This is a genomic window from Haladaptatus sp. SPP-AMP-3, from assembly GCF_049568665.1.
In the GTDB taxonomy this organism is placed as follows: domain Archaea; phylum Halobacteriota; class Halobacteria; order Halobacteriales; family Haladaptataceae; genus Haladaptatus; species Haladaptatus paucihalophilus.
This window is the reverse complement of record NZ_CP145897.1, coordinates 2,550,210-2,574,653: the sequence shown is the minus strand read 5'-3', so window position 1 is coordinate 2,574,653 and position 24,444 is coordinate 2,550,210. Positions and strand designations below refer to the sequence as shown.

The 24,444-nt window shown below is 62.0% G+C and carries 28 protein-coding genes; 17 read left to right on the top strand and 11 right to left on the bottom strand.

Annotated features, from left to right (window positions below; all coding sequences use genetic code 11):
* Positions 1-184: 184 nt before the first annotated feature.
* The gene (locus tag V5735_RS14080) at positions 185-1,276 is read right to left on the bottom strand and encodes a KaiC domain-containing protein (protein ID WP_423744087.1); all 1,092 of its coding nucleotides are present in this window, start codon (positions 1,274-1,276) and stop codon (positions 185-187) included.
* Positions 1,277-1,443: 167 nt separating this feature from the next.
* Here V5735_RS14080 and V5735_RS14075 point away from each other — a divergent pair, with 167 nt between their 5' ends.
* Positions 1,444-2,268, top strand: a complete 825-nt coding sequence (locus V5735_RS14075) for an NAD(+)/NADH kinase (RefSeq protein ID WP_423744086.1) — start codon at positions 1,444-1,446, stop codon at positions 2,266-2,268.
* Positions 2,269-2,316: 48 nt separating this feature from the next.
* Positions 2,317-3,252, top strand: a complete 936-nt coding sequence (gene mptA / locus V5735_RS14070) for a GTP cyclohydrolase MptA (protein ID WP_423744085.1) — start codon at positions 2,317-2,319, stop codon at positions 3,250-3,252.
* A gap of 336 nt (positions 3,253-3,588) precedes the next feature.
* Here the strand turns inward: mptA and V5735_RS14065 are convergent, their stop codons facing one another.
* Positions 3,589-3,822, bottom strand: a complete 234-nt coding sequence (locus V5735_RS14065; RefSeq protein WP_423744084.1) for a hypothetical protein — start codon at positions 3,820-3,822, stop codon at positions 3,589-3,591.
* 221 nt (positions 3,823-4,043) lie between these two features.
* Between V5735_RS14065 and V5735_RS14060 the strand changes: the two genes are divergently transcribed.
* The 4 genes from V5735_RS14060 (at position 4,044) to V5735_RS14045 (ending at position 7,916) form a co-directional block, all read left to right on the top strand.
* Positions 4,044-5,414, top strand: coding sequence for an NAD(P)/FAD-dependent oxidoreductase (locus tag V5735_RS14060; RefSeq protein WP_423744083.1), 1,371 nt, complete (start codon positions 4,044-4,046; stop codon positions 5,412-5,414).
* Between the two features lie 66 nt (positions 5,415-5,480).
* Positions 5,481-6,650: an anion permease gene (locus V5735_RS14055; RefSeq protein ID WP_423744082.1), complete on the top strand. Its 1,170-nt coding sequence runs from the start codon at positions 5,481-5,483 to the stop codon at positions 6,648-6,650.
* 105 nt (positions 6,651-6,755) lie between these two features.
* The gene (locus tag V5735_RS14050) at positions 6,756-7,403 is read left to right on the top strand and encodes a DUF5828 family protein (protein ID WP_423744081.1); all 648 of its coding nucleotides are present in this window, start codon (positions 6,756-6,758) and stop codon (positions 7,401-7,403) included.
* Between the two features lie 75 nt (positions 7,404-7,478).
* Positions 7,479-7,916 carry a universal stress protein gene (locus tag V5735_RS14045; protein ID WP_423744080.1) on the top strand — a complete coding sequence of 146 codons (438 nt, stop codon included), beginning with the start codon at positions 7,479-7,481 and terminating at the stop codon, positions 7,914-7,916.
* A gap of 10 nt (positions 7,917-7,926) precedes the next feature.
* Here the strand turns inward: V5735_RS14045 and V5735_RS14040 are convergent, their stop codons facing one another.
* Positions 7,927-8,511 carry a DUF6149 family protein gene (locus V5735_RS14040; protein WP_069450905.1) on the bottom strand — a complete coding sequence of 195 codons (585 nt, stop codon included), beginning with the start codon at positions 8,509-8,511 and terminating at the stop codon, positions 7,927-7,929.
* 113 nt (positions 8,512-8,624) lie between these two features.
* Between V5735_RS14040 and V5735_RS14035 the strand changes: the two genes are divergently transcribed.
* The 4 genes from V5735_RS14035 (at position 8,625) to V5735_RS14020 (ending at position 11,016) form a co-directional block, all read left to right on the top strand.
* Positions 8,625-9,866 (top strand): NAD(P)/FAD-dependent oxidoreductase, encoded by a 1,242-nt coding sequence (locus V5735_RS14035; RefSeq protein ID WP_423744079.1) that lies wholly within the window; start codon positions 8,625-8,627, stop codon positions 9,864-9,866.
* Positions 9,867-10,000: 134 nt separating this feature from the next.
* Positions 10,001-10,210 (top strand): hypothetical protein, encoded by a 210-nt coding sequence (locus V5735_RS14030; RefSeq protein ID WP_007977006.1) that lies wholly within the window; start codon positions 10,001-10,003, stop codon positions 10,208-10,210.
* 77 nt (positions 10,211-10,287) lie between these two features.
* On the top strand, positions 10,288-10,542 hold the full coding sequence (locus V5735_RS14025) for a hypothetical protein (RefSeq protein ID WP_423744078.1): 255 nt from the start codon (positions 10,288-10,290) through the stop codon (positions 10,540-10,542).
* Between the two features lie 60 nt (positions 10,543-10,602).
* Positions 10,603-11,016: a DUF7124 domain-containing protein gene (locus tag V5735_RS14020; protein WP_423746033.1), complete on the top strand. Its 414-nt coding sequence runs from the start codon at positions 10,603-10,605 to the stop codon at positions 11,014-11,016.
* 22 nt (positions 11,017-11,038) lie between these two features.
* On the opposite strand, the gene V5735_RS14015 is transcribed toward V5735_RS14020, so the two are convergent.
* Entirely contained in the window at positions 11,039-11,278 is a 240-nt protein-coding gene (locus V5735_RS14015; RefSeq protein ID WP_423744077.1) for a hypothetical protein, read from the bottom strand.
* 178 nt (positions 11,279-11,456) lie between these two features.
* On the opposite strand from V5735_RS14015, the gene V5735_RS14010 reads away from it, so the two are divergent.
* From V5735_RS14010 to V5735_RS14000, 3 genes are all read left to right on the top strand, one after another.
* The gene (locus tag V5735_RS14010) at positions 11,457-11,990 is read left to right on the top strand and encodes a DUF5815 family protein (protein WP_007976997.1); all 534 of its coding nucleotides are present in this window, start codon (positions 11,457-11,459) and stop codon (positions 11,988-11,990) included.
* 59 nt (positions 11,991-12,049) lie between these two features.
* The gene (locus V5735_RS14005) at positions 12,050-12,280 is read left to right on the top strand and encodes a hypothetical protein (protein WP_007976996.1); all 231 of its coding nucleotides are present in this window, start codon (positions 12,050-12,052) and stop codon (positions 12,278-12,280) included.
* 62 nt (positions 12,281-12,342) lie between these two features.
* On the top strand, positions 12,343-13,230 hold the full coding sequence (locus tag V5735_RS14000) for a Vms1/Ankzf1 family peptidyl-tRNA hydrolase (protein ID WP_423744076.1): 888 nt from the start codon (positions 12,343-12,345) through the stop codon (positions 13,228-13,230).
* A gap of 6 nt (positions 13,231-13,236) precedes the next feature.
* Here the strand turns inward: V5735_RS14000 and V5735_RS13995 are convergent, their stop codons facing one another.
* Both V5735_RS13995 and V5735_RS13990 read right to left on the bottom strand, forming a co-directional pair.
* Entirely contained in the window at positions 13,237-13,443 is a 207-nt protein-coding gene (locus V5735_RS13995; protein WP_007976994.1) for a hypothetical protein, read from the bottom strand.
* 73 nt (positions 13,444-13,516) lie between these two features.
* Positions 13,517-14,398, bottom strand: coding sequence for a homoserine kinase (locus tag V5735_RS13990; RefSeq protein WP_423744075.1), 882 nt, complete (start codon positions 14,396-14,398; stop codon positions 13,517-13,519).
* Between the two features lie 136 nt (positions 14,399-14,534).
* Between V5735_RS13990 and V5735_RS13985 the strand changes: the two genes are divergently transcribed.
* Positions 14,535-15,548 (top strand): DUF1611 domain-containing protein, encoded by a 1,014-nt coding sequence (locus V5735_RS13985; RefSeq protein ID WP_423744074.1) that lies wholly within the window; start codon positions 14,535-14,537, stop codon positions 15,546-15,548.
* On the top strand, positions 15,545-16,582 hold the full coding sequence (locus V5735_RS13980) for a dipeptide epimerase (protein WP_423744073.1): 1,038 nt from the start codon (positions 15,545-15,547) through the stop codon (positions 16,580-16,582). Before V5735_RS13985 ends, V5735_RS13980 begins: the two co-directional genes overlap by 4 nt.
* Before the next feature lie 4 nt (positions 16,583-16,586).
* Here the strand turns inward: V5735_RS13980 and V5735_RS13975 are convergent, their stop codons facing one another.
* The 3 genes from V5735_RS13975 to V5735_RS13965 form a co-directional block, all read right to left on the bottom strand.
* On the bottom strand, positions 16,587-17,381 hold the full coding sequence (locus V5735_RS13975; protein ID WP_423744072.1) for a succinylglutamate desuccinylase: 795 nt from the start codon (positions 17,379-17,381) through the stop codon (positions 16,587-16,589).
* Between the two features lie 72 nt (positions 17,382-17,453).
* A complete protein-coding gene (locus V5735_RS13970) occupies positions 17,454-17,717 on the bottom strand; it encodes a PRC-barrel domain containing protein (RefSeq protein ID WP_423744071.1) in 264 nt (87 codons plus the stop codon).
* Positions 17,718-17,774: 57 nt separating this feature from the next.
* Complete coding sequence (locus V5735_RS13965) at positions 17,775-18,383, bottom strand: DJ-1/PfpI family protein (protein WP_423744070.1); 609 nt, start codon at positions 18,381-18,383, stop codon at positions 17,775-17,777.
* A gap of 128 nt (positions 18,384-18,511) precedes the next feature.
* On the opposite strand from V5735_RS13965, the gene thrS reads away from it, so the two are divergent.
* Together thrS and V5735_RS13955 are read left to right on the top strand one after the other, a co-directional pair.
* Positions 18,512-20,434: a threonine--tRNA ligase gene (gene thrS, locus V5735_RS13960; RefSeq protein WP_423744069.1), complete on the top strand. Its 1,923-nt coding sequence runs from the start codon at positions 18,512-18,514 to the stop codon at positions 20,432-20,434.
* Between the two features lie 215 nt (positions 20,435-20,649).
* Positions 20,650-21,300 carry a hypothetical protein gene (locus V5735_RS13955; protein ID WP_423744068.1) on the top strand — a complete coding sequence of 217 codons (651 nt, stop codon included), beginning with the start codon at positions 20,650-20,652 and terminating at the stop codon, positions 21,298-21,300.
* A 1,058-nt stretch (positions 21,301-22,358) separates the two neighbouring features.
* Here the strand turns inward: V5735_RS13955 and V5735_RS13950 are convergent.
* Positions 22,359-23,399, bottom strand: coding sequence for a hypothetical protein (locus V5735_RS13950; RefSeq protein ID WP_423744067.1), 1,041 nt, complete (start codon positions 23,397-23,399; stop codon positions 22,359-22,361).
* Positions 23,400-23,555: 156 nt separating this feature from the next.
* Positions 23,556-24,398 (bottom strand): PspA/IM30 family protein, encoded by an 843-nt coding sequence (locus tag V5735_RS13945; protein WP_423744066.1) that lies wholly within the window; start codon positions 24,396-24,398, stop codon positions 23,556-23,558.
* Positions 24,399-24,444: the final 46 nt, after the last annotated feature.

The window sequence follows — 24,444 nt, the reverse complement described above, 5'->3', positions numbered from 1 at the left end:
CCTGCGGTCTTTCGAGCCATCAAAATCGCTCCGCCATTGTGAGACGCCGGAAAATCTCCGATTTTCCGGGGCGACGACTGACCAACGGGAAGGAGGAGTGCTTTTGGTCCAGCTTTTACAGGGAGACTGGCGAGACCAGCGCAATTGCGCTGGTCTCGCCTTTCGACCGTCGTAAAAGGTGGGTTTAGAAGAGGTTGGCTTGCTGATACACGCTGATGCCCTCGTCCGTGATGTCGTAGGGTTTGATCTCGCGGGAGTGGTTCGCGTCCCTGATTTTCTGGATTTCGATGGCGAGCCGCGTCTCGATGAAGTCGTCGGTGCTGCGCACGTAGCGGAGGACGAACACGGCGTCGGTGAGGTATTCGATGATGCCGTGGCGGGAAGAGTAGGGGTTCTCGTCGCTGGCTTCGCTCGTGAGCATGGTGGTCACGCCCGCTTCCTTGAGACTTCGTGTGAAGTCGTAAATCTCGTTGCGGCGGGTGGCCTGCCCTTGATACATCATCTCGAGGAGCGACACGGAGTCGAGGACGAGCCGCGACGCGCCGAAGTCGCGGACGAGACCGGGGAGTTCGCTTCGAATGCTCGACAGCGAGTTGGCCATCTCGATGGGGTCCAAGTCCACGACCGCGAGGCGGTCCTCCTCGATGTACTCGTCGTAGGGCCAGCCCTTCTCGGTCGCGCTGGCGACGATTCGCTCGTGGCTCTCTTCCAGCGTGACGTAGACCGCCTTGTCGCCGTTCGAGAGGGCGTGATTCAGAAACTGCAGTCCGAACGTGGTTTTCCCGGTCCCCGCGTTGCCGATGGCGACCATCAGGGTTCGTTCGGGGACCCCGCCGTGGATCATGCTGTCGAGGCCGTCGATGCCGATGTCGATTCGCGGGATGGCGGATTCGAACGCCTCGTCGTCGAAGCTACTGCCGCCACCGCCGAAACCGCCAGCGTCGAACCCGCCTTCGCCACCAAATCCGTCGTCGAAACCGCCACCGCCGAATTCGTCGTCGAATCCGTCACCGCCGCCGAAATCCGGTTCGCTTCCTCCACCGGCACCGGGAGCGCTGGCGAACGCGCTGGCGAAATCGTCCTCGAACAGCGGGTCGTCGCCGGTGTCCGGTGCGTCGTCGGCCGCGTTTTCGTCGGGGGCGACGTCCGCTTCGGTTCCGTCCATCACCCCGCTGACGGATTCCTCGTCGGCGGAGTCCTCGTCAGCGGATTCATCGCCGTCGGATTCCTCGTCGTCGCGGAGCGCGGCCTCGAACCAATCGTCGTCGTCGCTCACGTCAGTCCCTCCGCATCGGTTTCGATTCGGCGTGAATCCCGGACCGATAACCCGGTCGTCGGCGTCCGGTTCCGAGCGACAGTTCTCATCGTCCTGTCACTGGCACCCGTCGTAAATTAATGTTCGTGTCGGCGGCTTTTTGAGCACCGGGCGAGAACGAGGCCGTGATGAACGTCGGCATCGTCGCACAGCGGGGAAACGAGCGGGCCGCGACACTCGCGGGACGGCTCCGAGAAACGCTCAGAGACGATTCCGTGACGATTTACCTCGACGCCGCGACCGCCGAGCGGTTGGGCGTCGACGGCGTGGACGTGAGCCGGATGGCGGAAAACGACCTGGTCGTCAGCATCGGCGGCGACGGCACCTTCCTCTTTTCGGCGAGCGGTGCGGGCGGGACGCCGATACTCGGCGTCAACCTCGGCGAAGTCGGATTTCTGAACGCGGTCGCGCCGGAAGACGCCGTGGCCGAAGTCGGCGCGGTCGTCGCGGAGTATCTGGAAACGGGCGAGATACCGTCATGGGAAGTGCCCCGCCTCCGTGCGACCGGGGAGGGCGACTGGTCGGTCCACCCCGCGCTGAACGAAATCGTGATACAGGGCGCACAGCGCGGACACGGACAGGGACTCGACTACGAAGTTCACGTGGACGACGTGGAGTACGACAGCGGCCACGCGGACGGCCTGTTGGTTTCGACGCCGACGGGGAGCACCGCGTACAACCTCAGCGAAGGCGGCCCGCTGGTTCACCCCGGCGTGAACGGGTTGATACTCACCGAGATGTGTGCGTCACATCCCATGCCGCCGCTGGTGTTCGAACCGGACCACGAGGTGGTGGTCGAGGTGTCGAACGCGGACGCCGCGGTCGTCGGCAGCGACGGGACGCAAGTACACATCGAACCACCGGAGACGATTACCGTCTCGCTCGCGTCCGAACCCGCCCGAATCGCCGGGCCGTCGCCGAACTTCTTCGAAGCCCTCGGAAAGTTAGACTGACTGCCGGAAGCGGAAGCCTCTAATTCCGTTGCTCACAAGGGAACGACAATGAAAGGGCAACTCCCAGACGTACAGGCAACGGAACCCGACGTGACCGTCGGGTTGAATCGGGTCGGCGTGACGGGGGTCGAGAAGCTGGTCGAAGTCGCCCGACCTGACAAACGACCCTACGTTCTCACCGCGGAGTTCGACGTACTCGTCGACCTCCCGAGCTGGCGGAAAGGCGCGGACATGAGCCGAAACATGGAGGTCGTGGACGAAGTGCTCGAAGACGCGGTGAGCGAACCGACCTACCGACTCGAAGACGTGTGCGGCGACGCCGCCGAGCGACTGCTCGAAAAGCACGATTACACCTCGAAAGCGGAGGTCAGCATGGAGGCGGAGTTCATGGTGCGCGATACGACGCCCGAGAGCGAGCGCCCCACGCAAGCGATGGTGGACATCATCGCTAGCGCGACAGCGACCGAGGAGGAGACGACCGAGGAAATCGGCGCGCGCGTCACGGGCATGACGGTCTGTCCCTGCTCGCAGGGTATGATGAGCGGCCGCGCGAAGGAGAAACTCCTCGACCTCGGCGTCGGCGAGCGAGAAGTGAAGGAGTTCCTACGGGAAATTCCGCAGGCAGGTCACTCCCAACGCGGTCACGCGACCCTCACCGTCGAGAGTTCCGGCGCGCCCGAAGTGGACCTCCACGAACTCATCGAGGTCGCCCGCGACTCGATGAGCGCCCGGATTTACAACCTCGCCAAGCGCCCCGACGAGGACCACATGACGTTTCAGGCGCACGCCGACGCGAAGTTCGTCGAGGACTGCGTGCGCGACATGGCCCACGGCGTCGTGGAGACGTTCCCCGACCTGCCCGACGACGCGGTCGTGACGATGAAACAGAGCAACGACGAATCCATCCACCAGCACAACGCCCACGCCGAGCGCGTGGCCGAAGTGGCCACGTTGCGCGAGGAAGTCGCCGAATCGAGCGAGTGAAGTCGGTATTGTCTTTTCGCTCGCTGTAGCGCATTTCTTTTTCGCGGCAGCGTCCGGGGGTTTTAGGGTTCGTGGCTGTTCGGTATCGTGGGCGAACTCGTCCGCCGTGACCGAAACTGCCAGGGACCACGACCGCACCGCCACCGCGGACGGACGGCCGTGCGGTTCCGGCCATCCGTCCGCTCGGCCCCTGACTTCCCCGGTGCTCGGACACCCCCGCCGTATGGCTCGGGCATCCTCGCCGCGCATCCCGAAAGCGGCCGTGAAAACGGCGTTTCGCCCTCGGTTCGGTCGCTTTCGCTCGGTAGTCGTGGTCCCGACTTCACCACGACGTCGCTACCGGATTCGGACGCCGCCGACGTACAAACCGTTGCAGAGGACGAACACGCCGATAGCGCCGTAGATGACGCCCGAAGTGGGAACCGTATGCGGGTCGATAGCCCAATCGATGATACTGAAGCCGATAAACGCGAGGAAGAGACCGAAGAGTTGCCGACCGAGGGACCGCCGGAGGACGAGGAGTGGGCCGAGCGAACGGTAGGAAGGGGGCGGAGACGTATCGGGTGACATCGTATGCTGATCGATGTGACAGTACCAAATACGTTGTGTATCAGTACGGGTGTTCGGGAGGCGTTCGAACGCCGGGATAACAGCGGGAGGGAACGCGTCCACGGCGGTCCTTCTTCAGCGTTCATGCACGGAATTCCCTCGTTAGAGACCCGTCCGAAAAACGAACCTCCCGGATTGCGGGGTCGTAAGACGTATTCCATGCGACAACGAATCCGTCTTTTATGATAGGTATCGTCGGCGGGGGAATCGCCGGATTGGCCGCCGCCTACCGCCTCCAACAGCACGGCTACGACGTGCAAGTATTCGAAGCGAGCGACGACCTCGGGGGACTCGCCGCGACCTACGAGACGAACGGGGACCGCATCGAGAAGTTCTACCACCACCTCTCCGCGTCCGAACAGACCATCATCGACCTCATCGAGGAACTCGGACTGGACGACGACTTGGACTGGCCCATCGGCAAGAACGCCTACTACATGGACGGCGTGGTCCACCCGATGGACAAGCCGTGGGAGATTCTGGCGTACCCGCACCTCTCGCTCTACGACAAGTTCCGCCTCGGGATGCTGACGCTCGACATCGACGTCCGCGGCGGGATTCCGAAGTTCGACAGCTACGAGCGACTGGAGGATTACGAGGACGTGCCGATAAAGGAGTTCGTCGTGGACCACACCTCGCGCGGCGTCTACGAGGACTTCGTGGAACCGCTCCTCGACGGCAAGTTCGGCGACCGCAAGGAGGACGTGAGCGCGGCGTGGTTCCTCGGGCGCATCAAGTTCCGCGGCGAGCGTGATCTCCTTCGCGGCGAACCGCTCGGCTACCTCCGCGGCGGGTTCGGACGACTCATCGACGCGCTCGTCGAAGCGGTCGGCCGCGAGAACATCACGACCGGCGTGTACGTCACCGACCTCGAAACGGAGGGCGGCGACGTCACCTCGCTGACGACGGACGCGACCGAAAGCGCCGAAATCGCGGCCGCCGACGGCGGCACCGCGACCGAAACGCACGACGTGGAGAGCGTCGTCGTCGCGGCGATGCCGAACGTCCTCGAAGACCTGACCGGCTACGAGTGCGACATCGACTTCCAAGGGGCGGTCTGTGCGCTCGTGACGATGGACGAACCGCTGACCGACACCTACTGGCTCAACATCGGCCACGACGCGCCGTTCGGCGCGCTCGTCGAACACACGAACTACATCCCGCCGGAGCAGTACGGCGGCGACCACCTGCTCTACGTCGCAAGCTACATTCAGGACTACGAGGAGGACCTGTGGCAGTTGGACGACGACGAGGTCGAGGACCTGTGGCTGAGCCACATCGAGGAGATGTTCCCCGAGTGGGACCGCTCGTCGGTGACGAACTTCCGCCTCGCGCGCAACCCGCGCGCCGCGCCGGTGTACGAGCGCGGCTACCTCGATATGGTCGTCCCCTACGACCTCGGCGACGACATCGCGGACGGCATCTACTACGCCGGAATGGCGAGCAAGGCCCAGTATCCCGAGCGCAGTCTGAACGGCGGCATCGTCGCGGGCTACGAGTGCGCCGACCGAATTTCCGGGAAGAAAGTGGTCGTCAGTCCGGGCGACGAGTAGTACCGGTAATAACCCCCCGGAATACGCTACGGGTAGGGTCTTGCCAGTTCGTCGCCGGTAGTCTGCATGGTGGGGACAGCGCAGTTGGCGGTCGTGGGTATCGGCGCGGTGGCGAGTTTCTTCATGGCGTGGACGGTCGGTGCCGGATGGACACCGTACGCACCGGGCGTCGGCGCTCGAACCACGACGGTCATGCGGGCGGCCTTCTTCACCGGTCTGTTCGGGATACTGGGAGCGGTTTTACAGGGCGCGAACGTCACGGAAGCGATTTCCGCCGGACTCATCGACGGCGTGACGCTCACCCCGATTGCGGCCGTCATCGCGCTCCTCGTCGCCGCCGGACTCGTCGCCGTCGGGATATTCACGGGGTACCCGCTGGCGACGGCGTTCACGGCGACGGGCGCGGTCATCGGCGTCGGTCTGGCGCTCGGCGGGACGCCCGCCTACGCGAAGTACCAGCAAATTCTCCTGCTGTGGATACTGACGCCGTTGTTCTGCGGCGGCATCGCGTACTTCCTCGCTCGGTTGATTCGCCGCGACGACGTGCCCGACGAGTATTCGATTCCCCTGTTCGGGGCCATCGTGGGACTCGTCATCGCGAACTCGCCGTTCACCGTCCTCGCTCCGGAGTCGGGCGGCGCGTCGATTGCGGCAGTAGCCGCGAAGCGTTTGCCGCTCCCGGAGTTCACCGGCGTCGCCGTAGCGACCCTGTTCGTCGCGCTCGTCATCGGCGGTCTGCTCCTGCTGGACGTTCGCGCCGACGTGAAGGCGGGGCAACGACACCTCCTGTTCGGTATCGGCGCGCTCGTCTCCTTTTCGGCGGGTGGCAGTCAGGTCGGACTCGCCGTGGGACCGCTCGCGCCGATGGTTATACCCATCGGACTCTCGCTCGCCGTCGTGTTGCTGTTCGGCGGTCTCGGGGTGATGTTCGGCGCGTGGATGGGCGCGCCGCGGATGATAAAAGCCCTCGCGCGGGACTTCTCCTCGCTCGGACCGCGGCGGGCCACCGCCGCGCTCATCCCAGCGTTCGCCATCGCACAGACCGCGGTGCTGTTCGGCATCCCCGTCTCGTTCAACGAAATCGTCGTCAGCGCCATCATCGGCAGCGGCTACGCCGCAGGAGGCGGACGCATCAGCAAGCGAAAGATGTCCTACACCGTCATCGGGTGGCTCGTCTCGTTTCTCCTCTCGTTCGCGCTCGCCTACGGTGCGGTCCTCGGGGTCGGAATGCTATAGTCCGACGTATCGAGGCTAACGATTCGTCGAGAAGCGTTATCTCAACCTCGAACCGGCAAGAACCCGTCGAAAACGTAGATAGCCGTCGCTGGCGTACCTCGAAGTATGGAGGAGAGTATTGCTGGCTTCAAGGAGACTGGGGACTGGGTGGCCATCGTCGAACACGGCGAGCGAATCACGAAAGCGCTCGACGAGGAGGGAATCGAGGGTCACGACTTCGACGAGTGGAACAAGTGGCGGCCGAAAGCGGGCGAGCGACTCAGGGAGGACGTGAACGAGAAGACGGCGAAGCAGGCGAGTGCGGCGCGTGGGGAGGGAGAGAAGGCGGGGAAGTCGTCCACGGAAGACGCGGGAACGGCGCGCGAAGAACTCGAAGACACGGTGTCCGAACTCGCTGAGGGCGACATCGACGATGCGTTGGAGGAAGGGAAAGACACCATCGAGTACGCGACTCGGGCGGCAGACACGGCGGGACGGAAGGCGCTTCGAACCGTCGAGGAGACGGTCTACAAACACGTCATGACGCAGGTGTCGCCAGCCTACTTCGACAACGAACTGGTGAGCGCGAACGTCGAACGCGGCCGGGGCGGAAACCGATACACCTTCGAGGTGAACGTCAATGACGACGACCTCAAGACCCGCGTCAGCGACCGGCTGAAGCGGTACGACGAGGAGATAGACCGCTGGCGCGGCGAAACCGAAAAGGAAACCGAGTCCGCCGAGGCCGCGGAGGGAATCGACCCGGTGGAGTGACGGGGTTTGGTTCGTCGGTCTGGGGTCGGAACTCGACGCTACTTCTATTGACGGCCGGAGCGTGGATGAGCTATCATGTTCGACCGAATCCTCGTTCCCATCGACGGCAGCACGGCGGCGCAAAACGCGATTCCGTACGCGCTCGACGTCGCGGAGACGTACGACGCCGCCCTCTACACGCTTTCCGTCGTGGGTGCGAGCAGTGGGGAAGACGGGGAAAAACGCACGTCGATGTACGAGAAGTTCGGCTCGGAGTCGAAGCGGCAGGTAGAGGAGTTGCTCGACCGGGCGCGCGAGAAGGGGATCAGAACGGCGGCGGGGTCCATTGCCGAAGGAAAACCGCACCGCGCGATTTTACGGTACGCGGACGATCAGGACATCGACTGCATCGTGATGGGAACGCACGGACGAGGCGGCATTCGCTATCCGCTTCGTCGGAGCGTCACGGAGAAAGTCCTCAGGCGGGCGGACGTTCCTGTGTTGACGATTCGCTCGGGCGAAGCGGAGGAGTAGGTGGACGGATTCAGGCTTCGCCTTCGTCCACGCCGACCGCATCCGAGATGTCCACGTTCTCGGGGTCGTCCTGGCCACCGACTCGGATTTCACCGTCGTCGCCTTGGACGTACACGTCGTCGGCGAAGCCGCCTTCCGCGAACGGATGTTCCGGGTCGTCCAGCTTTTCGGGCGTGGACGGCGCGTCGGGCATCTCGTCGGGGGCGAACTCGCCAAGCGGGTCGGCGATGGTGATGTCGTGCTCGGCGAAGAACGTCTCGTAGCGCTCGTAGTGTTCTTCGAGTTCGTCGCTCGGGAACTCCATCATCTCCGTCCAGCCGTGGTTGTAGAAGTCGAAGTTCGACTGGATGTGCGTGATTTCGCGGGCTTCCGCCTCCGGCGCACCGGCCTGTAGGGCCGCGAGGTACGAATCCATCGTCGCGTCGAAGAAGGCGTCGAGTCGTTCCTTGCGTTCCTCCCGACGTCCCTCGTCGGCTTTTTTGAGGAAAATTCCCGTGTGCATGTCCACCAGTTTCGACTTCACCACGTCGCTGACGACGGGCAGTTCGAGTGCTTTTCTCGACGCGAAGTGGCGCGCGTTCTGACGGATTTTCATACCCGTGTTTGGGACGCGACGGTCTTCAACGTCCCGACTCAGGCGTGTGTTGGCGTTTGACAGCGATATCGAGATAGCAATCCACTTTAACCCCGACGAAGAACGTCTCAGACATGAGCGAATCGTACGTGATCATCGGGGATGGCATCGCGGGCAGTTCCGCGGCCGAAACCATCCGCGAGGAAAAACCCGACGCCGACATCGCCGTCATCACGGATGAGGGCGAAGCACTGTACAATCGTATTCTCATCAAGGAGTTCGCCAAAGGCAAACTCCCCGAAGCGCCTATCTCCATTCACGAACCGGAATGGTACGACGAACGCGACATCGACCTCGAACTGAACACGTTCGTCACCGACATCGACCCGGACGCACACGAGGTCCACACCCACGCGAGCGGGACGTACACATACGACAAGCTCCTCGTCGCCACGGGCGGGACGCCGACCCAACTTCCGGTTGACAACAGCGACGCCGACGGAATCCACCACTTCTGGACGTTTCAGGACGCCCGGCGCATCGCCGAACACGCGGAAGCGGCGGACACCGGAACCGTCGTCGGTGCGGGTCTTCTCGGCATCGACCTCGCCGCCATCTGTGCCGCACAGGACGTCGAAGCCAAGTACATCATGCGCGGCAACCGCTGGTGGCGCTACGGTCTGAGCCTCGACGGCGCGGAGATCATTCACGACGCGCTCGAAGAGAAGGGCGTCGAACCCGTCCTCGAAAGCGGCGTCAACGGCTTCAAGACGGACGACGACGGCAACGTCGTCGCCACCGTCGACGCGGACGACAACGAGTACGAGAGCGATTTCGTCGGCATCGCCATCGGTCTCAACTTCAACACGGAGTACCTGCAAGGTAGCGGCGTCGAGACGGACAACGGCGTCGTCGTTGACCAGTACATGCAGACGAACGTGAACGACATCTACGCCGCGGGTGACATCACGCGCTTCTACGACGTGATTCTGGACGAGTACGCCCAGAACGGGTCGTGGGGCAGCGCGAAACAGCAGGGCGTCATCGCCGCGAAGAACATGGTCGCGGACGACGAGGAAGAGGAGTTCCGCTGGGTTTCGTCGTACTCCATCACTCACTTCGACTTCCCGTTCCTCTCCTTCGGCTTCCCGACGATGGGCGACGACGAGTGCGAGGAGAAGTACAGCGAAACCGAATGGCGTCGCCTCTCGTTCAAGAACGGAAAACTCATCGGCGGCGTCCTCATCGGCGATATCGCCCCGCAGGGCAAGTACAAGGACCTCATTCGCAACGAGGTCGAGTGTGCCGACCAGAAGGAAGTCCTCCTCGAGAAGGATTTCGACCCGGACAAACTCGCACCCCAGCAGGAACAGTAAGGCCGTAGTGCGGAGCGGTTCCGAGTTGTATTTTTGTCGTGCGGCGTGGGCAAAATCAATAGTTGTCACGACGTGAAGATTTAAGTACCACCACGTCAGTTGGTATCATTGACCATGCTCGGTCGGGAGAATTCGTGAAACCCAAGATAGCCGTCGAACCCGTGGATTCGATTCCGAACGACGCGCGCGTTCGACACTACGACGAACTCGAATACGACGCGAAAGGACACTTCCCGAGCGTCGTCGAACGCGGCGAACAGCTCATCGACTGGGAGACAGCGGGACAGTTCAGTGACGGCGAATTCGTGAAGTACACCGGTTATTTCCGGGTGCTACTCGCGTAGCGAAATAACCATCACGTTTTTTCGATATAGTTGCCACAAGGTTTAAGAGTCGGTGAGATAATTGGTAACATGTATCAATGGCTTCGAACAGCACGAGTAGTCTCGGGTCCGCATCGACCGGAGAGACGGCGTTTACCATCACCCGAACCGAAACCGTCCCGGCGGGCGTTCGGGTGTACCACTTCGACGAACTCTCGGAGGCGACCCAACAGGTGTTCGCGGAAATCGACGGCCGCGAGCGAGTCGTGGGGATGACCGAAGCGGTGGCGGACGAGTTCACGACCGACGCCCTCGTGGTGTTCGACGACTACTACCGAATCGACGTGCCCTGACCGGGCGAACGAGCAACCGAAGCCGTTTTCTCCCGCAGGACGGGATGTAGGGACATGAGCATGAGCGGAAGCGGCGAGATGACGCTGGCGTTCGAGTTGTCCGCGCTCAAAGCGTTGGCGAGTCCCGGAGCGGTGTTCGAAGACGCCCGGCGCTGGACGCGGTACGTCGGCGTTATCTCCGACCAACCGACCTACGTGGTGACGAATTTTACCCGAAAGAACCGCATCCGACAGGACTTCTTCTCCGGCCCGAAAGGACGCGCCGAGAGCCTCGACAGCGTGAAATCGCAGTTCGACACAGACCGCCACGTCTTCGTCGGCGTGACCGACGAGGACCGCGAACTCGCCGAGGAGCACGACTGGGAGTTCCTCCACGTCGAGGACGCCGCCGAAGCGGCCGAATGGGACCTCGCGTCGGACGCCGACGAGGACGACGCGGCGAACGAAGAGGACGTGCGCGACGACTGGCCGTAGCCGTCGAAGAACCGCTACTCGGTTAGTGGTCCGCCCGCAACCGTCGTCTTCCTTCCTCGGTTATCTGATAACAGCACCAGTTCGAGTTCCGAACGAGGTCGCGCTCGGCGAGGGAACGACAGCGAGTCGCGGTGACGCAGTTGGACAGCGACAGTCGTCGTTCGATGTCGATTCGAACCTGTATCCCCTCCGCGTCGAGCAGTCGGAGGATTCGTTCGTCTATCGGGCGCAGTCGGTCGGGAACCCCGCTGGCCTGTGCCATAGCGGTTAGTATTTTTTCCGCCATCAAATAGCTCGCTAAGAGGGGTATGTATCCGGGGCTGGAACGGGGGAGAACTATTGAGAACTATCTGTACGGTCGCGGTACGTGTCGGGCGAACGAATCGGCTCTGGCGGCGACCAATCACGTTCTTTAAACTCGTCAGGGACGAACGGAGCGTATGGCAGAACCGCGCGTACCGGGAGGAGACGGTGCGACGCTCGACCTCCCCTGTGGCGAGTCGGTGGCGACCGGAAAGCTCGACATGGGGATGCGCGAGTACGACTGTGACTGTGGGGAATCGCATGCGGTCGTCATGGACGTTCATCCGCCGTCACGGTTCGTCCCCGAGTTCCTCGTGGACATCCTCCGCGAAACCATCGATACGACCGACGAAAACGTCGAATTCGGCACGCTCCACATCATGGGCGTCGTCATGGAGGAGTTCCCCGAGGAGGTCGCAAGCGAGGACGTGGCGGAAAACCCCGACCTCGGCTACGCGATGGTCTGGGTGACAGATTTCGACTCGCGTCGTCTTCACGAGGTCGTCGTCGAACTCATCGTCGAACTGATGGAACACGCCGTCAGCCACGCCGAAGACGACGAGGCGATGAGTCAGTTCGAAGCGGACATGCTGAACTTCGACGTGCCGACCTTCGTCGAACAGTATCGGAAAGAACGCGATTTCTCCGGGCCGCACGACCGACCGGCGTGAGCGGGGACGCTCCGACCGGGGTGGTTGTCTGACTGAAATTTAAGTACCTAATGGCCGATATGACGACCATGCCACTTCGGGGGAGTGCGTTCGAACGGATTCGGGACGTCGTGACCGAACACGGAACCGGTGAACCGTTGACGGCGCGGGAAATCCTTTGCCTCCTCGACGAGAGCGACGCCCACGAGGAGTTCGAGAGTACACACGAAATCGCCACCGTCCTCGGGCGACGGGCACAGGCGGGCGACGTGACCGTGATTCGGTCCTCGCCGTATCGATACGAACTCTGAGTGCGACGCGAATCCCGATTGTACACCAAACTACAAGACCCCGGAACGCACCCTTCGAGTCGATGCTGGACGAGTTGCTCGGGCGCGCGGAGCTGAAAGAGCGAATCGACGACCTCGAAGACGACAAGCACCATCTCGAACGGCAGTTGGAAGCCGAACAGGAACGACGGGCGGAAGCCGTCACCGAACGCCAGAACGCAGAAGAGCGGGTCAACCGCCTCGAAAACCGCATCGTCGAACTCGAAGACCGAGTGGAACGACTGCAAAGCGACGAGGAGTCGGTCGAGTTCCGCGGCACCGAAACGCTTCACGGAGAACGGGTGGACGACGTGTTGGCCCGACTCGACAGCTTCGAGACGGGACCGGAAGGGGCGTTGACCGCGATGGTAAACGACGACCTTCCCGAAGCGGCGGCCGAGGCGTTCGGGGACCACGGGTCGCTCGTCGCTCGCGCCGCGCCGTGTCTGGCCGTGACCGACGACGCGGGACTCGTCAGCGCGGCGCTCGTCTCCCCGAATCCTCCGGAACCGTTCGTCTCGTGGAGCGATGGCTTCGCGTTCGAGTCGTCGTGGTTCCGGCCGGAGGGTCGATTCGCGTTCGCGCTCGTCCGCTCCGACCTGTTCGCAATCGCCGAGTACGACGGCCGGGACCGCCTGTCGGTCGCGGGATTCGAAAGCGACGTGAAGGGGGACCACTCGAAGGGCGGGTTCTCACAGGCCCGATTCGAGCGGATTCGGGACGAACAGATTGCCGACCATCTGGAGCGCTGTCGGGAGGAGATAGACGCCCGCGACGCGGAGCGCCTGTACGTCGTCGGCCAGCGAACGCTCCTCTCGGAGTTCCGCGACGATGCCCTGGCGACCAAACCGGTGGACGCGACCGGCAAACCGAGGGAAGCGCTCGACGACGCCTTCTACGAGTTCTGGACGACGCGGCTGTTTCGAGTGTGACTCGTCTCAGTCCAGCTTCGCGTGGAACAGCAGGCGGCCGCATTCGGGACACATGCCCGTTTCGACCTCCTTTCGCTCGTTCATCCCGAGCGAGCCGAGAAGTCCCTCTCGACGTTCGCTCGTTTTCACGTACGGTTTCCACGCGTCGTTCATGCCGAACTTGACCGGTTCGAGCGAGACGTCGCAGTCGGGACAGCGGTCACGACTCATCATACGAGAACCATTTTCACGAGAAACCGTGGGTGTTCCGCTTTCCTCAACTCCACCGACCCGCCAACCCGCTGACTCACCGACGTTCTATCGTCGCTCCGCCCCCGACGGCGGTCGGATAGGCGCGCGCCTCCACGTCGGCGTCGGAGAACGCGTCCAACATCGCGCTCGCAACCGCGCTCTGCCCGTCGTCGTGACAGACGGCGAGAACGCTCGGACCGGCCCCGCTGACCGCGACGCCCGTCGCACCGGCGTCGAGCGCGGCGGTTCGCACCGCGTCGAAGCCGTCGATGAGCGACGTCCGCGACCCGGTGACAGAGCCGTCTTCGAGCCCCGTTCCGACGAGTTTCGGGTCGTCGCGGAACATCCCCGCGGTGAGCGTCGCGGCGTTCCCGACGGTATCGACCAGTTCGTCGATGTCCACCGACTGAGGAACGACGCGCCTCGCGTCCCGCGTCGAGACGACGATTTCCGGCAGGCAGGCGACGACCGGAATCGACGCCTCGACGTGCGTGATGGTGTCGTCGGTGACCATCGTGAACCCGCCGAGAATCGACGGCGCAACGTTGTCCGCGTGGGCTTCGCCCGAGACGGCGGCCTCGCCCTCCGCCGCGACGCGGACGAGTTCGCGTCGCGTGAGCCCGCAGTCGTAGAGTTCGTTCAGGGCGACGGCCGCGGCGGCCGCGCTGGCGGCGGACGACCCGAGTCCCGACGACGGTCGAACTCCCTTGTTGATCCGAATGTGTGCGGGCGTTCCGAGCTCCTCGGCGACGACGCCCGCCGTGTTCTTCGGCGGTTCAGTCGGGATATACTGTTCCCCGACGCCCGTCACCTCTATCGTCGTCTCCTCCGCTCGTTCGACCCGAACGATGTCGGCGGGACGTTCCAATGCCAATCCGAACACGTCGAACCCACACCCCAGATTGGCACTCGTAGCCGGTGCCCGCACTGTGACCATGCAAAGGCTATCGAAAGCACGGACAAAAACCTTCGCCTCGGGGCGGAATCGACATCCTCGAACCCCGACAACCGGATGCGATTACTACGTTACCGCGAGAGACGGGTTTAAGCCACCGTGCCACCACCGCACACGCATGCAGGTTGCGATACTGGCGCACGAAAAGTTCCCCGGTCGCGCGAAGACGGCGGTCGGGATTCTACGCTACGCTGACTACGACGTCGCGGCGGTACTCGACCGCGACCGTCCCGGAGAGCGCGTCACCGACCACGTACCCGACGTCCAAGACGCACCGATAGTCGCCGGAATGGACGACGTTGGGGACGTGGACGCGCTCGTCATCGGCATCGCACCCATCGGCGGCGGGTTCGACGAGTCGTGGCGCTCGGACGTGGAGAGCGCGCTCGAACGCGGTTGTGACGTGATTTCGGGACTGCACTACTTCCTCGAAGACGACGAGGAGTTCGCCCGATTGGCCAAGGCGAACGACTGCGATATTTGGGACGTACGAAAGCCCCGCGACGACCTCACCGTCAGTCAAGGCGTGGCCGACGAGGTGGATGCGGAAGTCGTCCTCACCGTCGGAACGGACTGCTCGGTCGGGAAGATGACCGCCACGCTCGAACTCGTGCAGGCGGCCCGCGACCGCGGCGAGAGCGTCGGGTTCGTCCCGACCGGCCAGACGGGTATCATGATAGACGGATGGGGCAACCCCATCGACCGCGTGGTGAGCGACTTCACCGCGGGGGCCGTCGAGGAGATGATCCTGGAGCGCGGCGACGAGTACGACTACCTGTTCGTCGAAGGGCAGGGAAGCATCGTCCACCCGGCCTATTCTGCCGTCACGTGCGGAATCCTCCACGGGTCCATGCCCGACAAACTCGTCCTCTGTCACGAGGCCGGAAAGGAGGTCATCCACGGCTACGAATCCGTCTCCCTCCCCCCGATTTCGGAGTACGTCTCGCTCTACGAGGGACTCGCCCGGCCGGTGAACGAAACCGAAATCGTCGCCGGAGCCATCAACACGTCCGCCATCGCGGACGACGAGGACGCCCGCGCGGCAACCGCGGAGTACGAATCCGCGCTCGGTGCGCCCGCGGCCGACCTCGTTCGGTTCGACGCCGACGCCGTGTTGGAGGCGATTCTGTGAGTCTCTCGACCGAGTTTGAGCGCATCTCGCTCCCGCTCGAACACGCCTTCACCATCTCGCGGGGGACGCAGACCGCCGCGGAGAACGTCGTCGTCAAAATCGAGGACGACGACGGCAACGTCGGCATCGGCGGGGCCGCCCCCTCGGAACACTACGGCGAGACGGCGGCCACGGTCGAAGCCGTCATGCCGGACCTCCTCGCCGTGGTCGAACGGGTGGACGACCCCCACGCGCTCGCCCGAATCGAACGGGAGATGCGCGAAACCGTCAATCGTAACCCGGCGGCGCGCTGTGCGGTGAGCATCGCGCTGCACGACCTCGTGGCGAAGCGCGCCGGACTGCCGCTGTATCGCTACTGGGGACTCGACGGGCGCGAAACGCTCGAAACCTCGTTCACCATCGGCATCGACCCGACCAACGTGATGCGCGAAAAGACGCGCGAGGCAGTCGCGGCCGGATACGGAACCCTGAAGGTGAAGGTCGGCACCGACCGCGACGAGGAAATCGTCGGCGCGATTCGAGACGAAGCCCCCGACGCGACGATTCGCGTGGACGCGAATCAGGCGTGGAGTCCGCGCGAGGCGGTGCGGAAAATAGACGCGCTCGCCGACTTCGACGTGGAATTCGTCGAACAGCCCGTCCCCGCCGAGAATCCGGACGGAATGGCCTTCGTCCGCGAACGCGCCGCCCTCCCCATCGCGGCCGACGAGTCCTGCATCACGCTGGAGGACATCCCGAGAATTGCGGGCAAGGCCGACATCGCCAACCTGAAACTGATGAAGTGCGGCGGCCTCCGCGAGGCGATGCAGATGATTCACGCCGCGAACGCCCACGGCTTGGAACTCATGCTCGGGTGCATGGTCGAGAGCAACGCCAGCATCGCGGCGGCGTGTCACCTCGTTCCCCTGCTCGACTACGCGGATTTGGACGGCTCGCTCCTGCTCGCCGAGGACGAGTACGAGGGCGTCCCGATGCCGAACGGCGTCATCGACCTCGAAACGGGACGCGCGGGCACCGGCGTTCGAAAATCGTAGGTCATCAACGCTCCAGCGTTCCGACCCGCTCCGCCCGAAAGCCGACCATCTCGTCGTAGCCGTCGGTGGACATCAGAACGGGATAAAAGGGACGGTCGGCGCGGAGTTCGTTTCCTTCGGTTCCTTTCCCTTCGGTTCCTCTCTTTCTGGCGAACACCTCGCCCTCCTCGACGCGGACGAAGTTCTCGCCGAGGAACTCGTAATCGGCCCCCTCCACGGCGTCGAAGATTCGATACAGCTCGGGGTCCCCGCTTTCCGAGAGCGTATCGACCGCCCCGGTTTCGCCGAGGAAGTTTCGCAGGACCCGCTCGGCGTTTCGCTCGGCGCGCTCCGTTCCCCGAAGACCGCATTCGACCGCCACGCCGTCCACGTGGTCGATGAGGCCACCGGCGACGTAGCTGATATCGACGACGCGCGCGACGCCCGTCGCCCGCGCCAACCGTTTCGTCCGGTCGTTCATCCGCGAGAGGAGCGCGAACGCCTCCGCATGTGATCTCGTCGAGTGCAGGTCGAGAACGCCGCAGTCTCGAATCCGGGGCAGGAGTTCCGCCGCGAGTCGGGACTCGTGGGTTTCCCCCTCGGGGTCGCCGGGAAACGCGCGATTCAAGTCCTCGTCGATGAACCTGACGCCCTCCGCGATGGCCGTCTCGTTGGCGAGGACGAACCGAACCGGCCGAGAGAAGGCGGGATTCTCCGCCAGCACGCGCTCGATTGCTGTTTTGCCACAGCGCTCGTTCCCGTGCAGGCAGGCGACGACGGCGAGGTCCGGCGTTCCATCGCCGAGGGTCTGGACGCGCATCGATGGTCATGGCACACACCCACACGACTTGAGACTGTGGGTTTTCACCGCGCGTGCCGCCGTCCGGCGCGGTTACTTCTTCTTCTCGTGTTCCGTGTCGTGAGTCCGTAGCCGAACCTCCTTGTCCGTTATCTCGTGGATGGCGTCGTGCGGAAGCGGGTAGATGTCCTTCGCCTCGTCTTTCCACCCGAGGAGCATCTTGTACTCGTCGAGGAGGCTGGGATGCGGGTCCACGTACGCGATTCCGTCCCGAACGTCGGCGACGATGCCGACCTTCTGGTCGTCCACGTTGAACACCGGTTTGTCCACGTCCTTCGGTTTCGGTGATTTGCGCATATCCTTCGTTCGACCGACGTCACCATCAGCGTATCCGCCGAACGCCCCCGCCTTCGCTCATCGACCGCGGCTCGTGTGAACGTCGCCGCTCGGTTCGTACTCCATCTCCTCGCCGACCGTTCGAGCTATTTCCGCTCCAAACTCGCGCTCGACGAGGTGAAACGCGAGGTCGATACCGGACGTGACACCGCCAGCAGTGAGGATGTCGCCATCGTCCACGACGCGAGCGTCCACGACCCGTGCCGCAGAATCGCGGAGGTCGGGGAGGGCATCGGCGTGCGTGACCGCGGGCCGACCGTCGAGCAATCCGGAGCGGGAAACCACCATCCCACCGGTACAGACCGCCGCGACGGTCGTCCCTCGGTCGTAGAGCGTCGCCAGTGCGTCGGGAAGATCGCCACGTTCCGCTTCCGCGCGAGCACCCGCTTCGCTCCGGTCGTTCCACCCGCCACCGGGAACGACGACGAGGTCGGGCGAGCGCTCGTCCAGCGTCGCGTCCGGTTCGACGCGGAGGCCGTGGCTCGCGGTGATTCGCTCCGTTTCCGCGAGCGTGCAGAGCGAAACCGTGAGGTCCGCACCGGCGTCGCTCGCGTTCTCGAACACTTCGTACGGGCCGATGGCGTCCAACTCGTCGAATCCCTCGAAGAGGACGATAGCGATTTCCATTTCCGACTATCGATAGCGTTTTTCGAGATAGTAAACCCGCCGGTGGGTCGGATTTCGAACTCCAGTCCACCGTAGTTCTTCGCGCCGTCTCAACACACTTATCTGCCGCGTGGCGCGTACCAAACCGCATGAGCGATATCGTTGTCACGCTCCCGGACGGCGCCGAACTCGACATGGAGGAAGGCGCGACCGTGGAGGACGTGGCGTACGAAATCGGCCCGGGATTAGGCAAGGACACGGTGGCAGGTGTCGTGGACGGCGAACTCGTCGACAAGGCGACGCCGCTGTCCGAGGACTGCCGACTCGTCATCGTCACCGACCAGAGTGACGAGTACCTGAGCGTCCTCCGGCACTCCGCGGCCCACGTCTTCGCACAGGCGCTGAAGCGACTCCACCCCGAAGCGAAACTCACCATCGGTCCGTGGACCGACGAGGGCTTTTACTACGACATCGCGGGCGTCGAACTCGACAGCGACAACCTCGCGGAGATCGAGGACGAGGCACACGACATCATCGAGGAGGACCTCGACATCGAGCGCGTCGAGAAATCGCGCGAAGCGGCCTTCGACATGTACGAGGACAACGAGTACAAACAGGACATCCTCGACACCGAAGCGGCCGACGAGGACCGCATCTCCTTCTACGAACAGGGCGAGTTCTCGGACCTGTGTAAGGGACCGCACGTCTCCTCGACGGGCGAAATCGGCGGCTTCACGCTCCTCGAAACCTCCGCGGCCTACTGGCGCGGGGACGAGGAGAACGACATGCTGACCCGCGTGTACGGGACGGCGTTCCCGACCGAGAAGGGCCTCGAACAGTACCTCGAACGCATGGAGGAGGCCGAAGAGCGCGACCACCGCAAACTCGGCCGGGAACTCGACCTGTTCTCCATCGACGAGACGACGGGGCCGGGCCTGCCGCTGTATCATCCCCACGGAAAGACGATTCTCCGTGAACTGTCCGATTACGCGGGCGAACTCAACCGCGGCGCGGGCTACGACGAGGTGGAGACGCCCCACCTGTTCCGCACGGAACTCTGGAAGAAGTCGGGCCACTACGACAACTACGTGGACGACATGTTCCTCCTCGACGTGAACGACGAGGAGTACGGCCTGAAGCCGATGAACTGCCCCGGTCACGCGACCATCTTCGACCAGCACAGTTGGAGTTACCGCGACCTGCCGATTCGCTACTTCGAGAACGGCAAGGTGTACCGCAAGGAACAGCGCGGCGAACTCTCCGGCCTCTCCCGTGTTTGGTCGTTCACCATCGACGACGGCCACCTGTTCGTCCGCCCCGACCAAATCGAGCGCGAGATTCGGCAGGTCATGGACCTCATCTTCGAGGTCATCGAGACGTTCGACTTGGACGTGGAAGTCGCGCTCGCCACCCGCCCCGAGAAGTCCGTCGGCAGCGACGAGTTATGGGAGCACGCCGAAGAGCAACTCCGCTCCGTCCTCGAATCCAGCGGCATGGACTACGACATCGAGGCGGGCGACGGCGCGTTCTACGGCCCGAAAATCGACTTCGGCTTCGAGGACGCTCTTGGTAGGGTTTGGGACGGTCCGACGGTCCAACTCGACTTCAACATGCCCGAGCGCTTCGATTTGAGCTACGTCACCGAGGACAACGAAGAAGAGCGCCCGGTCATGATCCACCGCGCGCTGTACGGTAGCTACGAGCGCTTCTTCATGGTGCTCATCGAGCACTTCGACGGCAAGTTCCCGCTCTGGCTCTCGCCCGAACAGGTCCGCGTCCTCCCCGTCAGCGACGACAACCTCGGCTACGCCCACCGCGTCGCCAACCAACTCGGCGACTTCCGCGTCGAAGTCGAAGACCGCTCGTGGACGGTCGGCCGCAAAATCCAGCAGGCCCACGACGACCGCGTTCCCTACATGATAATCGTCGGTGGCGACGAAGAGGAAGCTGGCACGATTTCTGTCCGCGACCGTCTGGAGCGCGAGAAAAAGGACGTTTCGTTGGAGGAGTTCCGCGAGCATCTCGAAGAAGAGCGCGACGAGAAGGATACGGGACTCGGGTTCTTGGACTGAGGCGGTTGGGCCGCTGTTTTTACTGATTTTATCGAAAATATCTGCTTCGGACGGATTTCATCGGTATCGTCAAGCAGAAAACGTGCACGTGACCAGTAGGGTATAAAATAGCACTTTGCGTATTGGGTACCCTTCTATTGTCCGTGAGCGGGTGTTGAAGACGTGGAATATTCACTATGGTAACCATTTTTGTTGTGCATCTGAGAACATGAACCATGCAATTCGATTACTCTGCCGCTGAGCGGTTCCTTTCATACGTTGACGGTGAAGCACAACTTTCAGGAGTGTGGAACCATTCGGCATACAAAATCGCGCGCAAGCATGCGGAAATACTCGGTGTTCCCTTCTCACGCGAAGACATCTCGGACGCTGTCGATGGTAAACAGACCGCGTTCTCACACGTGGAGGATATAGAAAAAACACGGGAACAAGTCGTTCAGTTGATGAAGTACGTCGACGCTAACGAACCGAATTGGATCGTGCGGATAGAACGACAACTCAAGCGCGTTACTCCGAACGAGGATGTGTCCGATGTTCCGCTTTTTCTTGGTATCGGCTACGAACTAGGCATCGGTTTGCAAAACGGTGCCTACCTGAACCTGAACGAACCGTTGTTTTTCCGGATGCCTCGCCAACTGCTCTACGTAGCTATCCACGAGAGTTCTCACGTCCTCTATGATAGGGTTCACAGCTTCTCAAGCGAGCTGGGTCCGGAGCAACTTGATTCACAGGAGGGACACGAACCGTGTTCAATACGTTGTTCCATACCGAGGCGTTCGCTACGTACACACCGCTCGATCTACGGAAATCCGATGGGAACGTGGGAGAGCTCAATGAACCCATCTGTGACGACTACCGCGTATTAACAGACAAAACGCGCCTCCAAAAACACGTTGCGGAGTACGATTCATTTCGTGATACGCTCCGGAAAAAAGCAGTGTCACAAAAGACGTTGTGGTCACACTCCTTCGGAAAGCACCGACTGCCCTATCGAGTCGGCTGTGCTATGATTAGGGGTATCGAAGAAAAACGAGGTCTTGAGGAGGTGCGAAAGGCGTTTTACACTGATCCGGAAGAGTTCATCGAGAAATACGACTGGACGCTCGACGAATATCGAAATCGTTCCTGAGCCGAAGTTCTTCGAGGGCTCGTCGAGTTACTCCGCTTCGAATGGCTTCTATAGTCCGTATTCCACCATGTTGACATTTATCGGCGACTATATTCATTTTCTATCATCTACGAGATAGATGAAACCTGTTCGGTTCGTAACCCTCTGTTTCGTATATAGTGGAATGGTATTGCTGGCGCAGGCCGCTTTCCTCTTTGAGACTCCTATCGCAATCATCACACAACTCGGCGTTGGCATCACCATCTTGGGAACCGGACTCCTTCGACCGTACAATCCCGAGAAATATGAACAAAAGCCGACGGAGTACGGACTATTAGCGTATGGAATGGTGATTCTCGCTCTCGTATTACCTGCGCTACTCCTCGCCCAAGTAGTCGTCTTCTAAACGGAAGCACCCATTCTCCGACCTCTGCTTTAGATCGTAGTCTTCATGCCCAGCAGAGGCGGTGTTCGATTTTATAACCCACCACAACCCATAATATTCTTTAATCTATTTATGAAACTATGTCGGGTGTGATTCCGGACCGTGTACGCAGGATGTACAATCCAGATGTTCGCATATTGGCGGTTATTTTAATGGGTGCCATATATAATTTGACAGTATTTCTTTCTAACCAAGATTTCGCAAATCCATACTATAGCTTTGGACTTGCAGTGACTGTTTTCGCCATCATATCTTCCGTCGCTACCATCACGTACGAACGGAGAGCTGGTCGATAAGTATATACTCTAAATTCAGCACGCCATCCCCGATAATTATTGAAGAAAGTACCGACCGTCCTCGTTCGCCCTCTCTCAGTCCAACTCGTTGCTCCGCTTCGTCTCCCGCAGAATGAATGGCCCGATTGAAAGCGTACGCTTTGCTACGGTCGCAATCCGCAGAATGTACGCCAGTAGGATGATGAACGGGACGATTGCAATCGTCGAAGCCAGACTCACCGTCAGCACGTCGTTGCTGATGCCGAACGTAGCTCCCGGAATCGCCTTCGCGTCGAAGTAGATTATCATCGAGATGGTGACGACGAGGGCCGGGACCGCCGTGTACAGCATGGCCCGCGAGAGGTTGACGAGTTCCCACTGGAAGTAGAGCGTCTTGAAGTGCTCGCGCGACGGGCCGAAGAAGGTCAGCGACTCGATGATGTCGTCGAACGCCTCGTCCACCTCGTCGGTGAGGGCGTCCGCGTGTTCGTTGCGAATCTTCCGCGCGAGGAATATCTTCCACGAGTAGTTGAAGTTGAGGATGGCTGAAAGCACGTCGAACGTCCCGAACTGCGTGTCTTCGAGTGAGTCGCTCACCTCGTCGGCGTTCTCGGAGAGGCCATCGACGTAGCTCCGAATCTCGTCCTTCAACTCCTCGTCCCGACTCGAATCCACCGCGTCGGCGAGGGCGTTCGCCCGCGATTTGGTCTCTTCGAGGAGCGCCTGCATGAACGACGCGGGTTCCGGCGGTGCGGTTGGGACGTCGAGCGCGTCCTCGACGTCCCGCCGGAACTGCATCGCGCTCTCCATGCGGCTCCGTTGGTCACCCACCGGACCGAGTTCCTGCGAGAGGACGAGCTGATTGAGCGTGACGACGAGCGTCACGCCGGTGATGATCGCCCCGACGAAGCCCTGAAACACCGTGTCCACCGCGTCGTCGCTCGGGCCGATGTACTGCTGTAGCGGCGACGGGTCGAGAACGCCGAGGACGACCAACGCCGCGAAGACGGCGAGGAGGATGACGGCCGCGACGAGCCACCGATTGGCCTCCATCAGAATCCATAGTTTGAGCCGACTCTCGTCTACTCGCTCGCGCATCGTGTCTCCGGGTTGCGCGCTCCCGTCAGACTCGCTCATACGGAACAAAAACGCGAGTAGCATCAAATAGACACTTGCCGAAACCAGTTACTCTTGCCGGAGGGTGGGTCTGGCGCGGCGCTGTGAAAAATGGTTGCAAATCGGGATTCCCGGTGGTGGTTGCGGGACTGGAGGTGATTGCGGGGCCGGAGAAACTTACGAGTTGTTCTCCTCGGTCGCCTGTTCGGTTTCGCTCTCCGTCTCGGTTTCCGTCTCCTCGGCGGCGACTTCGGCTTCGAGGTCAGAGAGGTCGATATCGTCGTCGTCGCCGGACGACGTTTCTTCCTCCTCGGGTTCGTCCTCCACACCCATGTCGGCTTTCAGCGTCTCCAGCTCGGAGTCGACCTCGCCGGACGACCGCATCTCTTCAAGTTCGCGGTCGAGGCTGCTTTTATCCGAAAGCGCGTCCTCGAACGCGCCGGTGTCCTGCAGTTCGTCCATCGCTTCCGCACGGGCTTCCATGTCCTCCGTCTTCTCCTCGGCGCGCTCGATGGCCATCCCGACGTCCTGCATCTCGTCGCCGACGCCGGTCATGGCCTCCGAGACGCGGCTGTTGGCTTCCGCGGCCTCGTAGCGCGCCTTCATGCTCTCTTTCTTCGTGCGGAACTCCTCGATACGGTTCTGGAGTTCGTCCTTCTTCTGAACGAGGTTGTCCTGCGTGTTCTGGAGTTGCGCGATTTGGCCCTCCAAGTCCTCGATTTGGTTCATTTTCTGCTTTTTCTTTTCGAGGGCTTGCCGGGCCAGGTCCTCGCGGTCCTGCTTGACCGCTTGGCGCGCTTGCTGGTTGTGCTTCTCGACGTTCTCCTCGAGGCGTCGCTTCTGGATTTCGAGGCGCTTTTTCTGCGTCGTGAGGTCCGCGATACCCTGCTTTACGTCCTGCAGTTCGTCGCGCATCTGCTCGTAGGAGTAATCGAGCGTCTCGGTCGGGTCTTCTGCCCTGTTGAGGACGGCGTTTATCTTCGAGCGGACGACGTACGACATGCGTGAAAGTACTCCCATACTACTACATTCAGAACCCGACCCTTAAAATCCTCACCAAGCTAAC

Coding starts and splice junctions, on each gene's coding strand:
- V5735_RS14075 (WP_423744086.1), top strand. CDS start 1,444: ATGAACGTCGGCATCGTCGCACAGCGGGGAAACGAGCGGGCCGCGACA.
- mptA (WP_423744085.1), top strand. CDS start 2,317: ATGAAAGGGCAACTCCCAGACGTACAGGCAACGGAACCCGACGTGACC.
- V5735_RS14065 (WP_423744084.1), bottom strand. CDS start 3,822: ATGTCACCCGATACGTCTCCGCCCCCTTCCTACCGTTCGCTCGGCCCA.
- V5735_RS14060 (WP_423744083.1), top strand. CDS start 4,044: ATGATAGGTATCGTCGGCGGGGGAATCGCCGGATTGGCCGCCGCCTAC.
- V5735_RS14055 (WP_423744082.1), top strand. CDS start 5,481: ATGGTGGGGACAGCGCAGTTGGCGGTCGTGGGTATCGGCGCGGTGGCG.
- V5735_RS14050 (WP_423744081.1), top strand. CDS start 6,756: ATGGAGGAGAGTATTGCTGGCTTCAAGGAGACTGGGGACTGGGTGGCC.
- V5735_RS14045 (WP_423744080.1), top strand. CDS start 7,479: ATGTTCGACCGAATCCTCGTTCCCATCGACGGCAGCACGGCGGCGCAA.
- V5735_RS14040 (WP_069450905.1), bottom strand. CDS start 8,511: ATGAAAATCCGTCAGAACGCGCGCCACTTCGCGTCGAGAAAAGCACTC.
- V5735_RS14035 (WP_423744079.1), top strand. CDS start 8,625: ATGAGCGAATCGTACGTGATCATCGGGGATGGCATCGCGGGCAGTTCC.
- V5735_RS14025 (WP_423744078.1), top strand. CDS start 10,288: ATGGCTTCGAACAGCACGAGTAGTCTCGGGTCCGCATCGACCGGAGAG.
- V5735_RS14020 (WP_423746033.1), top strand. CDS start 10,603: ATGAGCGGAAGCGGCGAGATGACGCTGGCGTTCGAGTTGTCCGCGCTC.
- V5735_RS14015 (WP_423744077.1), bottom strand. CDS start 11,278: ATGGCACAGGCCAGCGGGGTTCCCGACCGACTGCGCCCGATAGACGAA.
- V5735_RS14010 (WP_007976997.1), top strand. CDS start 11,457: ATGGCAGAACCGCGCGTACCGGGAGGAGACGGTGCGACGCTCGACCTC.
- V5735_RS14005 (WP_007976996.1), top strand. CDS start 12,050: ATGACGACCATGCCACTTCGGGGGAGTGCGTTCGAACGGATTCGGGAC.
- V5735_RS14000 (WP_423744076.1), top strand. CDS start 12,343: ATGCTGGACGAGTTGCTCGGGCGCGCGGAGCTGAAAGAGCGAATCGAC.
- V5735_RS13995 (WP_007976994.1), bottom strand. CDS start 13,443: ATGATGAGTCGTGACCGCTGTCCCGACTGCGACGTCTCGCTCGAACCG.
- V5735_RS13990 (WP_423744075.1), bottom strand. CDS start 14,398: ATGGTCACAGTGCGGGCACCGGCTACGAGTGCCAATCTGGGGTGTGGG.
- V5735_RS13985 (WP_423744074.1), top strand. CDS start 14,535: ATGCAGGTTGCGATACTGGCGCACGAAAAGTTCCCCGGTCGCGCGAAG.
- V5735_RS13975 (WP_423744072.1), bottom strand. CDS start 17,381: ATGCGCGTCCAGACCCTCGGCGATGGAACGCCGGACCTCGCCGTCGTC.
- V5735_RS13970 (WP_423744071.1), bottom strand. CDS start 17,717: ATGCGCAAATCACCGAAACCGAAGGACGTGGACAAACCGGTGTTCAAC.
- V5735_RS13965 (WP_423744070.1), bottom strand. CDS start 18,383: ATGGAAATCGCTATCGTCCTCTTCGAGGGATTCGACGAGTTGGACGCC.
- thrS (WP_423744069.1), top strand. CDS start 18,512: ATGAGCGATATCGTTGTCACGCTCCCGGACGGCGCCGAACTCGACATG.
- V5735_RS13955 (WP_423744068.1), top strand. CDS start 20,650: ATGCAATTCGATTACTCTGCCGCTGAGCGGTTCCTTTCATACGTTGAC.
- V5735_RS13950 (WP_423744067.1), bottom strand. CDS start 23,399: ATGAGCGAGTCTGACGGGAGCGCGCAACCCGGAGACACGATGCGCGAG.
- V5735_RS13945 (WP_423744066.1), bottom strand. CDS start 24,398: ATGGGAGTACTTTCACGCATGTCGTACGTCGTCCGCTCGAAGATAAAC.